This window comes from Lachnoanaerobaculum sp. Marseille-Q4761 (genome assembly GCF_017565785.1).
In the GTDB taxonomy this organism is placed as follows: Bacteria; Bacillota; Clostridia; order Lachnospirales; family Lachnospiraceae; genus Lachnoanaerobaculum.
This window is the reverse complement of sequence record NZ_JAGEKB010000001.1, coordinates 69,592-81,831: the sequence shown is the minus strand read 5'-3', so window position 1 is coordinate 81,831 and position 12,240 is coordinate 69,592. Positions and strand designations below refer to the sequence as shown.

The window sequence follows — 12,240 nt, the reverse complement described above, 5'->3', positions numbered from 1 at the left end:
GTATAAAAAAGGTATCCGTTAATCGGATACCTTTATAAATATTATTGCTTTGACTTTATCATTGAACGTTTTCTAAGTGTAGGATCAAGGATTTTCTTTCTGATACGAAGATTTTCAGGTGTGACCTCAAGCAGCTCATCCGTATCTATAAATTCAAGTGATTCCTCAAGGCTCATTACCTTTGGAGTGACAAGTCTGAGTGCCTCATCTGCAGATGAAGATCTGGTATTTGTAAGTTTTTTGGTCTTACATACATTGATTTCCACATCCTCAGCCTTACCGTTTTTGCCTATGACCATACCTGCATATACCTTTTCACCGGGGCCGATAAAGAGAGTACCTCTCTCCTGAGCATTAAAAAGACCATAGGTGATGGATTCACCGCTCTCAAATGCGATAAGAGAACCGGTTTTTCTGTAGAACATATCACCCTTATATGGTGCATAACCGTCAAACTCCGTATTTAATATACCGTTTCCCTTGGTATCGGTCATAAATTCACCTCTGTAACCTATAAGACCACGGGATGGAATAAGGAACTGGAGTCTGGTATATCCGCCATGTGTAGGGCTCATTCCCTGAAGTTCACCCTTTCTTGATGTAAGCTTTTGTATAACGGCGCCTGAGAACTCATCCGGAACATCCACAAAGGCAAGTTCCATAGGTTCCTGCTTTTGATTTCTTTCATCATATTTATAGATAACCTCAGCCTTGCTTACGGCAAACTCAAAGCCCTCTCTTCTCATATTTTCTATAAGAACGGAAAGGTGAAGTTCACCTCTACCGGATACCTTAAAGCAGTCAGGTGACTCTGTTTCCTCCACTCTAAGGCTGACATCGGTATTCAACTCTCTAAACAGTCTTTCACGCAGATGCCTTGAGGTGATGTATTTGCCTTCCCTACCTGCAAGAGGAGAGTCATTTACCATAAAGTTCATAGAGATGGTAGGCTCTGAAATCTTTTGGAAAGGTATTGCCTCAGGATTTTCTACTGATGTCAGAGTATCTCCGATATGGATATCGGGTATACCTGAGATAGCTACTATGGATCCGATCCTTGCCTCATTTACCTCCACTCTGTTTAAGCCCTCGTATTCATAAAGCTTACCTATTTTAACTTTTCTCATCTTATCGGGATCATGATGATTTACCAGTGCTATTTCCTGATTAACCTTGATGATACCGTTATCTACCTTACCTACACCGATTCTTCCCACATACTCATTGTAATCTATAGTACTGATAAGTACCTGGGGATCAGCCTCTTCATCACCTGTAGGTGCGGGAATATGTTTGATAATAGTCTCAAAAAGAGGCTTCATATCATCATTTGTATCATTTACATTGTATTTTGCCCAGCCGCCCCTTGCACTTGCAAACAGGAAAGGACAGTCAAGCTGGCGCTCATTGGCATCAAGGTCAAGTAAAAGTTCCAGTATTTCATCCACAACTTCCTCAGGTCTTGCCTCCTCTCTGTCACATTTATTGACAAGGCAGAGTACTTCAAGATCAAGCTCAAGTGCCTTTCTAAGTACAAACTTGGTCTGAGGCATGGCACCTTCGTAGGCATCCACTACCAGAACAACACCGTTTACCATTTTTAAAACACGCTCCACTTCACCACCGAAGTCGGCATGTCCCGGTGTATCTATAATATTGATTTTTGTATCACCATAGTGTACAGCAGTATTTTTTGAAAGTATGGTGATTCCTCTTTCTCTTTCTATATCATTTGAGTCCATGACTCTTTCTGCCACTTCCTGATTTGCCCTGAAAACACCGCTCTGTTTTAGAAGCTGATCAACCAATGTGGTTTTACCATGGTCAACATGGGCGATAATGGCAATATTTCTTATATCTTCTCTTTTTGTTATCATATATACTTCCTTATAAAAATTTACAAATATCTATTATAACACTATTTAAATTGATTTACCATAGAGAAAATTTTGGGTTTGCTATTGAAATAAGCTTATAAAGATGCTATATTAACTGTACTATGATAGATAATACAGTTGAAGGAGAAATCAATGATTGTTATTGACAGTAGGGATAAGAGGGCTATCTACGAGCAGGTAGTGGACAGGCTGTCCGACCTTATGCTTGTTGGAGTATTGGAGCCGGGAGATAAGCTTCCGTCAGTAAGAAGTCTGGCTGTAGATCTCTCTATAAATCCCAATACCATACAGAAGGCGTATATTGAGCTCGAGCGCCTTGGATATGTATATAGTGTGAAAGGTGTGGGAAGCTTTGTGGCGGATATGGATGTCATAAAGGAAAACAAGAAAAACATTATATATAAGGAATTGGAAGAGCTTGTGGATAAATCGAAAAAGATAATAAGTAGGGAAGAATTTTGTAAAAAAGCGGAACAGTTCTATACAGAACCTAAGGCGAAGGAGAGAGCATGATAGAGGCTAAGAATTTGAGCAAAAGCTTTGAGGATATCAAAGCACTTGATAATATCAATGCAAGTATAAGGGATGGGAATGTATTTGGATTGATAGGTACCAATGGAGCGGGTAAAAGTACTTTCCTAAAGATTCTTGCAGGAATATTAAAGCCCGATACCGGAGAAATACTTATAGATGATGAAAAGGTATTTGAAAATATCCTTGCAAAAGAAAAGTTTTTCTATATTTCGGATGATCAATTTTTCTTTTCAAATACAAATGCCAAGGAGATGATAAAATTTTACAGATCGGTATATAGAAACTTTGATGTGAAGAAATGTGAAGGCATTTTAAAAGTATTGGATCTGGATATTAACAGAAAGATAAATAATTTCTCAAAGGGAATGAAAAAGCAGCTTTGTATAGCACTTGGAGTGTCTGCAAATACAAAGTATTTACTATGTGATGAGACCTTTGACGGATTGGATCCGGTGATGAGGCAGACCATAAAGAGCCTTTTTGCAAAGGAGATGGATGATAGAGGACTTACACCTATAATAGCATCACATAATCTGAGGGAACTTGAGGATATTTGCGACCATGTAGGACTTTTACATAAGGGAGGAATAATTCTTTCAAAAGATGTCTCCGATATGAAGCTGAATATACATAAGGTACAATGTGTATTTGAAAAGGACTTTGATATGGAGAGATTAAAGGCACTTGATATTATGCAGATAAAAAACAGCGGACGCGTATATACTGTCACCATAAAGGGAAATGAAAGTGAAATAAGAGAATGTATAGAAGCTTTAAATCCTGTATTTTATGAGATGATGGGACTTAGCTTGGAAGAGATATTTATAAGCGAAACGGAGGTGCATGGTTATGACATCAAAAAACTTATTTTTTAAATTGATGAAAGAGGATTTTAAGATAAGGATTTGGTCTCTTGCCATCAGTATTCTTTCATTTTTCTTCTCATTGATTGTAGCGACCGCCATGCTGATAAGTTATCATAGAAATATGACTTACAGTTATCTGATTGAGGAAACAGGTGAAATCGTAGACGACTCATATAAGCTGGTAGAGAGATTTAACTTCTATATGAATATAAAGAGCCCTCTATTTGCATTTGTATTTTTATGTTTATCACTTATAGTTGCAATATCAGGTTTTACATATCTGTATTCAAAAAAGAAGGTGGATATGTATCACAGCCTCCCTGTAAAAAGAGAGGTATTATTTGCTGTAAAGGTGGTAAACGGTATATTGATAGTTATTGTTCCTTTTATCATTTGTACTATAATTGCAAGTCTTATGATAGCCGTAAATGCCTCTGACGGAAGTGTAATTATAAGAAGTATCGGAGTGGCACTTGGATGGTGTGTGTTCTTTATATTAAACTATTCCGTAGTGATGCTTGCAATAATGCTGACGGGAAATATGCTTATAGGAATTTTGGCATTTGTATTCTTCAGTTTTTATTTTCCTCTGACTGCATTTATGTTGATGGGATTTCAGAGTACATTCTTTGAGACATATTATTATGCAGGAGATATACTGGAAAAGATTTTGCCGAATACCTCAAGCTTTGTGCTTATGTTTAATCTGGTAGAGATTGATACTGTAAAGAGAATCATTATTTCAGCAGTTGTAAGTATATTATTGATGATACTGAATCTGTTCCTGTACAAAAAAAGAGCTTCAGAGACTGCGGGAAAGAGCATAAGCTTTAGTATAATAAAACTTCCAATAAAGTTTATGATAGTAATATTTATGAGTATGCTGATGTATCTTATGGCATATGAAATGATGATGAGCAGTACCATATGGGGTATATTCGGAGCGGTTATCGGCGGAATCATAACTCATTGTATAATGGAAATTATTTACAATCAGGATTTTAAGAAGATTTTTTCCAAGAAAATAGAAATGCTTATATGTATAGTATTGGCACTATTTTTTATAGCATCCTTCCAAATGGATTTATTCGGATATGACCGATATGTGCCAAAGGCTTCAGATATAAAGCAGGCGGCTGTAGTATCCAATTTTTTGGAAAGCAATACAGACCAATATCATAGCAATCCGAAGTTCTCCAACGGATTTTATGGGAATGTTAATTATACAGAGGATGATTATGCGGAAACGAGATTACTGAAAAATCTTAATATAGAAAATAAGGACATAGCGGTAAAGATTGCAAAACAATGCGTGGATTCAATTAATAATTCCTCGGAAAGGGAAGGTACTTTAGGCTATGTAATAATTTCCTATACATTAAAATCAGGAAGAGTTGTACAAAGAAAATACAACTATTTTGAATTTGAAAGTGCAATATCCGAGCTTTCGGCAATATATGATGATCCGGTATACAAAAAGAGTATGTATCCTATACTTTCGGAAAAAAGTGAAAATATATTAAGCATTGATTTTGACGGTGTAGGCTATGATGACAAGCATATAGAAACAAAGGATACCAAACTTACAAAAAAGCTTTTGGAGGCATATAAAAAAGAATTGTCAGCTTTAAAGTATGAAACAAGATTAAAGAGTTATCCGTTTGCATCTATAAGATTTAATGATGCAATTATGGAAAAGGAACTTAATTCGGATTTTGTGAGTGACTATGCCGCCGTATCGGAGAAAAAAACAGATACCGCATATGTAAAAGAAAGAGACGACAAGGGTTATTATCCTGTTTTTCCTGAGTTTAAGGAAACTATAGCGGTATTAAAGGAAATGGGGGTTGATGTTATTGAAAAACTCCCTGCAAAGGATGTGGACAGGATAGAAATTACTTATTATAATCCTGAAAACGGAGCAGAGAATTATGATAGTTATATAGCTCAAAAGACCTTTACAGATACTGCGGATATAGAAAAAATTTTAGATTCATTGGTAGTCTGTGACAGTGCATACCAAGAAAGTTTAAATGAAGATGATAATATAACGGCATTTATTTATATGAAAGATGATAAGGAAAATGCTTATGGGGGGTATACTTCATATCGTTTTAAAAAAGGAAATGTGCCTGATATAGTTAAATAATAAGGGCTGTGAAAACAGCTCCGGTTTAAAAAGTTAAAGGACCTTGGTTTAAAATAAATAAAGGTCCTTTTTTGTATGCCCTGTGGCATATATTTATAAAGGGTGAAATACACACCGAAGATAAATAACAGTATGGAATTATCAACATATTGACCTTGAAAAACATTATTATATGTTGACAAATATATATAAATAGCATATATTGTTCATAATTATAAAAAGAATATATTCTTAATTTTCTATACCTTGAGTGTAGTTATAAATTTTTTCTTTGTGAAAGGAGAATATAAAAAGAAATAACAGGATAGAGTTAGTTTTTAGCTACTGTCTATAATATATTGAAAATAAGTGTGGGTAGATATGAATAAAAAATGAAGACAGTTGAATACTGCAGAACAAAATTATGAAGAAGATAAGTTTGGCGAATAACTAAGTATCTAACAGCTGTGAAGGGGTATTAAATATATGAATAAAAGGCTTAATGTATTAGTAAGTATACTATGGGTTATAACTTCTGCTCTTGATATAGTTATATTTTTTGTAAATACATCAAATATCAGAGAAAAGGTGACCATGGCAGTACTGTTCTTGTGTTCTAGTTCTTTTGCTTATGAAGGAATACGGTCAATCGTTTTGGGAACAAATATCGGTAAGAATACAGTTATTTTTAGATTAATTGTTGGGATTATAAGTATTATAATACAGAGTATTGTCCTTATCAGGTATTTTAGGTAACATCATTAATTTATACAAATAAGCATTTCTAAAGTAGAGGCGAATGATACTTACTGAAGGGACTGCGAGTAAAATTGGTTATAGCTTTGATATATTGATATATTGAAGCTGTCAGTTTTCCGGCAGTCCCTTTTTATTTTTAAGGTTGTTTTCCTATATATGCCAGTATACCGCCGTCTACATAGAGTATATGTCCGTTTACAAAGTCGGATGCGGAGGATGAGAGGAATACTACAGGACCTGCAAGGTCGGCGGGCTCACCCCATCTGTTTGCAGGTGTCTTTGCAAGTATAAAGGAATCAAAAGGATGTTTGCTGCCGTCAGGTTGTATCTCACGAAGAGGTGCAGTCTGTGAGGTGGCAATATATCCCGGACCGATTCCGTTACACTGAATATTGTACTGGCCGTATTCCGATGCGATATTTTTTGTAAGCATTTTTAAACCGCCCTTTGCAGCTGCATAGGCACTTACGGTTTCTCTGCCAAGCTCACTCATCATGGAGCAGATATTTATAATCTTTCCGCTTCTTCTTTTTACCATACCGGGTAAAACAGCCTTTGCCATAATAAATGGAGCTATCAAATCTACATCTATAACTGAATTAAAGTCCTCAATACTCATATCGGTCATAGGAATTCTTTTTATGATTCCTGCATTATTTACCAAAATATCTATTTCACCGATATTTTTCTCGATGTCGGTTACCATATTTTTTACTTCTTCTTCATTGGTTACATCACATACATAGCCGTGAGCTTGGATATTTTCTTTTTTGTATGAATCAAGTCCTTTTTCAAGTCCCTCTTTTGAACTGCTGTTAAATATTATTTTTGCACCTGCATCATAAAGTGCCTTTGCCATAGCAAAGCCTATACCATGAGATGCACCGGTAACTAGGGCTGTTTTCCCGTCAAGTCTGAAACTTTTTAAAACATTTTCCATTATCTTAAATCCTCATTTTTAATAACATCCATATCATCAAATGCCTGATTTTCGCCACCCATTGCCCATATAAAAGTATAGTTTGAAGTGCCTGCGGCGGAATGTATACTCCATGAAGGAGAGATAATCGCCATTTCATTTTTCATTACAACATGTCTTGTTTCATTTGGCTCACCCATAAGATGGAAGATAACATTATCCTTTGGAACCTCAAAATACATATATACTTCCATTCTTCTCTCATGTGTATGTGCAGGCATTGTATTCCATACATTTCCCTCATCAAGAACAGTCATACCCATGGAAAGCTGTGCTGTTTGTAATACATCAGGATGTATAAACTGATTTATAACTCTCTTATTGGAAGTTTTATTATCTCCCAAAGGTTTCTTGGCTGCATCCTGTATTGATATAAATTTGGTCTTATATGAGATATGTGCAGGAGCACTTACCATATAAAACTTAGCCGGATTGCTTTTATCAAGGCTTTTGAAAGTGACATTTTTTGTACCCTTTGTAATATATAGACAATCTTTATAGTCAAGAGTAAATGTTTCATCATCCGCCACAATTTCGCCTTTGCCTCCGATATTAAAAATACCTATCTCTCTTCTTTCAAGAAAATACTTTGTACCGAAATTTGACCATATATCAATATCCTTATCAATAGGCACCACCTCATCAACAGGCATACATCCAAGAGTTACCATCCTGTCAACATGTGAATAAACCGCAACTACCTTATCGGGCTGATAAAGATTTTCAATAAGAAATTCATCCCTTATTTCATCAGTTGTGTAACGCTTAAAGTCTTTTTGATTTGCTGAATAACGAATGTCCATAAAAACCTCCTTTTAATATAATATAAACATTTCATAAAATTTATTATTTAAAGCCGCATTGACTCTTTCAATACCGCCATAAAGATGCTTTTTAACTATTTCCTCTATCTTAGAGGTATCTCTGTTTTTAATAATCTCATACAATTGCTTGTGCTCAAGTATTACATGCTCATAGTTTTCACATTCGAGCATATCAAGCATGCAAAATCTTGTGTAATTTGAATCCGATTTTCTTATCTGTTCCCACAGATAGGTATGTCCGGTTTTCTTATACCACAACTCATGCATAGAAAGGTCAATCTCCTTAAATTTATCAGGCTTGAAGTTTTTTGTATTTTCATAGCTTTTTATCAGGCGACTTACAGTCTTTTCAAGTTTTTTTATATCACTGTCTGTAGCGATGCGGATATAGTCCTTTAAAACCATACTTTCAAGGGCAAATCTCTCATAGATTATCTGCTTTACTATTTCCATATTTATCATAGACACTCTTGAGCCGCTTTTTGGAATAATATCTACAAGCCCCGCTCCGGCAAGTCTTGAAAGCACTGCACGTATGGGAGTTCTGGAAACATTGTACTTTGTACATAGGCTGTTTTCACTTATAAGCCTGCCGGGCTTTAAGTTTAACATCAATATATCATTTTCTATTTCCGAATATATATTTTGAATGGTAGAAATACTTGTATCACCCCTTTCATATATAAATTAATCTTGTATGCAAGCATTATTTTATGCTATGATTAACCCGTATATATGTCTATAATATACTAGGGGTTTTAATAAGTCAATCGAAAACTTGTATCCAAGATTAAAAGAAAAACTTGTATCCAAGAAGGATTAAAACAACCCTTTAACATAATTTTGACAAGGAGAAAAATATGGGCGGACTGTTTAATTATGACAATCCTATATGGAGATTTGTAGGAAGAATATGGGATTTATTTATACTCAATTTATTATGGATAGTATGTTCATTGCCGGTAATAACATTCGGGGCTTCAACCACCGCAATGTATTATTGTACATTAAAAATAGCAAGAGACCGTGACAGCGGCGGTATATTGTCAATGTTTTTTCACAGCTTTAAAGATAATCTTTTACAGTCAACCATTATATGGGTGATAATGGCTTTTATAGGAGGAATACTTTTCTTTGATATAAGATTTTTCAGCTTTTATCTGTCTCAGGGAAATACTTTTTTTAGGATGATTGTATTTACGATTACATGCTTTTTGATCCTTTTATGGCTTTTTATATTTTTATATGTATTTCCAATACAGGCAAAGTTTATAAATCCGGTTAAAAAGACCTTTAAACTGGCACTTCTTATGTCGGTAAAGCATCTTATAAGAACTGTAATAATACTTGGCGGAAGTATTTTAATATTGGTTGCGGTTTATATTTTGATAATGAGATTGCCGGGGGTAATGTCTATGCTTGTACTTTTGCTTGGTTCAGGGATTTCACTGTTTCAGGCAAGCCAGTTTAATATTATATTTGATAAATATATTGATGATAATAATCAATAATAAATTGTACTTGTTTTTAGACATTTTGTTATTTTTTTAACCAATCATAATGCTTGTATTGTAGCTTTTTTTTTACTATACTAGTATATATATGAGCTCTATAGAGCTTTTTATGTGCAAATAAGCACAAATAAAAATAGCAGTCACTTTAAGTCGTATTCTAAATCGGATACTTAAGAAAAATTGCTATATAATATTAGCTATATGCTATAGGAATGGGAAGGTATAAGTCATATGTCAATGATGGATCAACTAAAAAGACGTGCAAAAGAGAACAGGAAAACCATAATCTTACCTGAGTCTATGGATAAGAGAATATTCAAGGCGGCAGAGGTAATTTTGAAAGAGGGTTTGGCAGACCTAATAATTATAGGTACTCCACAGGAAGTGGAAGAAAATTCCAAGGGTTGTGATATTACCGGGGCGACTATAATCGATCCGAATACTTATGAGAAAACAAAGGAATATGAGGATCTCTTTGTAGAACTTAGAAAGTCAAAAGGGCTTACTCATGAAGACGCAAGAAAGCAGATGTTAAGTGATTACACCACTTATGGATGTCTTATGCTCAAGGCGGGAGATGCAGACGGACTTGTAAGCGGTGCATGTCATTCAACAGCAAACACATTAAGACCTGCATTACAGATAATCAAGACCAAGCCGGGTTCAAAGCTTGTTTCAGGATTCTTTGTAGTGGAAGTGCCTAATTGTGAGTTTGGAGAGAATGGAGTATTTGTATTTGCCGATTGTTCCATTGAGCAAAATCCTGATCCTGAAAAGCTTGCATCTATTGCAATTTCCTCAGCTGAAAGCTTTAAGTTCCTTGTAGGAGGAGAGCCGAGGGTTGCAATGTTAAGTCACTCATCAAAGGGAAGTGCAAAACATGATGATGTAACAAAGGTTGTGGAGGCAACAAGAATTGCACAGGAAACAGCGCCTGAGCTTTGCCTGGACGGAGAGCTTCAACTTGATGCGGCTTTGGTACCTGAGATAGGAGCAAGCAAGGCACCGGGTTCAAAGGTGGCAGGACATGCAAATGTACTCGTATTCCCTGATCTTGATGCGGCAAATATCGGATATAAGCTTGTGCAAAGACTTGCAAAGGCAAATGCATACGGACCTATGTGTCAGGGAATTGCAAAGCCGGTAAATGACTTATCAAGAGGTTGTTCTTATGAGGATATAGTAGGTGTAGTAGCAATTACAGCAATACAAGCTGCCGGAGAAGATAAATAATTAAAGACAAGGAATGGAGTTTCGTATGAAGAATATTTTGGTTATCAATTGTGGTAGTTCATCATTAAAGTATCAGCTTATAAATATGGAGAATGAGGAGCCTTTAGCAAAGGGTATATTTGAGAGAATCGCAATACCCGGATCAAAGCTTACACATGAGCCTGTCGGAAGAGAGAAGTTCAAAATAGAAAAGAATGTAAAGAACCATACAGAGGCTATTGCCTTGGTACTTGAGGCACTTACAGATAAGGAACATGGTGTAATAAAGGATGCAAGTGAGATCTATGCTATCGGACATAGAGTTGTACAGGGCGGAGTGGAATATCCGGAATCGGTTGTTATTACAGATAAGGTAAAGGAAGATATACAGAAATATTCAGATCTTGCACCACTTCACAATCCTGCAAACCTTATGGGTATTGAGGCTGTAGAGAAGGCAATGCCTGGGCTTCCGAATGTGGCTGCTTTTGATACATCATTCGGAATGGGTATGCCTGAGAAAGCATATAAGTATGCTATTCCACATGAGTATTATGAGAATTATCATATCAGAAGATATGGATTCCACGGAACAAGCCATATGTATGTATCTCAGGAGGCTGTCAAGTTTGCAGGTCTTGATAAGGATACAGCAAGAGTTATAGTATGTCACCTTGGAAACGGTGCATCAATTTCAGCATCTGTAGGCGGTAAATGCGTGGATTCTTCAATGGGACTTACTCCGCTTGAGGGACTTATAATGGGTACAAGATCAGGAGATGTGGATCCGGCTATTGTACAGTATATCTGCAATAAGGAGAACAAAAGTGTTGATGAGGTACTTGATATCCTCAACAAGAAGTCAGGTGTTCTTGGAATGAGCGGTGGAATATCATCAGACTTTAGAGATATCGAGAATGCTGAAGCTGACGGAAATAATCTTGCAAAAGTTGCACTTGAGGCATTCAGATACAGAATTATAAAGTATGTGGGTGCATATATAGCTGTTATGGGAGGAGTTGACGCTATTTGCTTTACAGCAGGTGTTGGCGAAAATGACAAGATTACAAGACAGATAGTAGGAGATAATTTTGCATTCCTCGGTGCAAAGGTTGATCCTGAGGTGAATAATGTTCGTGGTAAGAAGACCATGATTTCAACACCTGATTCAAAAATAAAGATCATGTTATTACCTACAAATGAGGAGTTGGCAATAGCAAGAGATACCTACAGATTGACAAAAAAATAATATTGACAAGTAAACCCATTGCCAGTATAATAAGAAAAGTTTTGTGACTCGCGATAAGGAGGTGAAAGAATGTCAATTTGTCCAAAGAATAAAACATCTCGCGGTAGAAGAGATAAGAGAAGAGCTAATTGGAAAATGTCAGCTACAAGTCTTGTAAAATGCTCAAAATGTGGAGAGTTAATGCTTCCTCATAGAGTTTGTAAGGCATGTGGTTCATATAACAAGCGTGAAATAGTTACAGTAGACTAATAGTTAGTATCTATAAGTTTTGCTGATT

The 12,240-nt window shown here is 35.9% G+C and carries 11 protein-coding genes; 7 read left to right on the top strand and 4 right to left on the bottom strand.

Features of this window, described 5'->3' with window-relative positions; all coding sequences use genetic code 11:
- Positions 1 to 41: 41 nt before the first annotated feature.
- Positions 42 to 1,877 carry a translational GTPase TypA gene (gene typA / locus J4O15_RS00410; protein ID WP_208099294.1) on the bottom strand — a complete coding sequence of 612 codons (1,836 nt, stop codon included), beginning with the start codon at positions 1,875 to 1,877 and terminating at the stop codon, positions 42 to 44.
- 153 nt (positions 1,878 to 2,030) lie between these two features.
- Here typA and J4O15_RS00405 point away from each other — a divergent pair, with 153 nt between their 5' ends.
- From J4O15_RS00405 to J4O15_RS00395, 3 genes are read left to right on the top strand one after another with little or no spacing between them, the layout of a single operon-like run.
- Complete coding sequence (locus J4O15_RS00405) at positions 2,031 to 2,411, top strand: GntR family transcriptional regulator (RefSeq protein ID WP_009219519.1); 381 nt, start codon at positions 2,031 to 2,033, stop codon at positions 2,409 to 2,411.
- On the top strand, positions 2,408 to 3,307 hold the full coding sequence (locus J4O15_RS00400; RefSeq protein WP_208099293.1) for an ABC transporter ATP-binding protein: 900 nt from the start codon (positions 2,408 to 2,410) through the stop codon (positions 3,305 to 3,307). Before J4O15_RS00405 ends, J4O15_RS00400 begins: the two co-directional genes overlap by 4 nt.
- On the top strand, positions 3,282 to 5,447 hold the full coding sequence (locus J4O15_RS00395) for a DUF6449 domain-containing protein (RefSeq protein WP_208099292.1): 2,166 nt from the start codon (positions 3,282 to 3,284) through the stop codon (positions 5,445 to 5,447). The genes J4O15_RS00400 and J4O15_RS00395 overlap by 26 nt, the downstream gene beginning before the upstream one ends.
- An 874-nt stretch (positions 5,448 to 6,321) precedes the next feature.
- Here the strand turns inward: J4O15_RS00395 and J4O15_RS00390 are convergent.
- Genes J4O15_RS00390 through J4O15_RS00380 form a run of 3 tightly spaced genes read right to left on the bottom strand, consistent with a single transcriptional unit; the run spans position 6,322 to position 8,600 of the window.
- Entirely contained in the window at positions 6,322 to 7,125 is an 804-nt protein-coding gene (locus J4O15_RS00390; protein WP_243761909.1) for a gluconate 5-dehydrogenase, read from the bottom strand.
- Positions 7,125 to 7,967, bottom strand: coding sequence for a 5-dehydro-4-deoxy-D-glucuronate isomerase (gene kduI / locus J4O15_RS00385; protein ID WP_009219524.1), 843 nt, complete (start codon positions 7,965 to 7,967; stop codon positions 7,125 to 7,127). The genes J4O15_RS00390 and kduI overlap by 1 nt, the downstream gene beginning before the upstream one ends.
- A gap of 12 nt (positions 7,968 to 7,979) precedes the next feature.
- Entirely contained in the window at positions 7,980 to 8,600 is a 621-nt protein-coding gene (locus J4O15_RS00380; RefSeq protein WP_243761908.1) for a GntR family transcriptional regulator, read from the bottom strand.
- A gap of 248 nt (positions 8,601 to 8,848) precedes the next feature.
- On the opposite strand from J4O15_RS00380, the gene J4O15_RS00375 reads away from it, so the two are divergent.
- From J4O15_RS00375 to rpmF, 4 genes are all read left to right on the top strand, one after another.
- Positions 8,849 to 9,499, top strand: a complete 651-nt coding sequence (locus J4O15_RS00375; protein WP_009219526.1) for a YesL family protein — start codon at positions 8,849 to 8,851, stop codon at positions 9,497 to 9,499.
- A 234-nt stretch (positions 9,500 to 9,733) separates the two neighbouring features.
- Complete coding sequence (pta, locus tag J4O15_RS00370; RefSeq protein WP_009219527.1) at positions 9,734 to 10,735, top strand: phosphate acetyltransferase; 1,002 nt, start codon at positions 9,734 to 9,736, stop codon at positions 10,733 to 10,735.
- A 25-nt stretch (positions 10,736 to 10,760) separates the two neighbouring features.
- Positions 10,761 to 11,963 (top strand): acetate/propionate family kinase, encoded by a 1,203-nt coding sequence (locus tag J4O15_RS00365; RefSeq protein ID WP_208099291.1) that lies wholly within the window; start codon positions 10,761 to 10,763, stop codon positions 11,961 to 11,963.
- Between the two features lie 69 nt (positions 11,964 to 12,032).
- Positions 12,033 to 12,212 carry a 50S ribosomal protein L32 gene (gene rpmF / locus J4O15_RS00360; RefSeq protein ID WP_009219529.1) on the top strand — a complete coding sequence of 60 codons (180 nt, stop codon included), beginning with the start codon at positions 12,033 to 12,035 and terminating at the stop codon, positions 12,210 to 12,212.
- Positions 12,213 to 12,240: the final 28 nt, after the last annotated feature.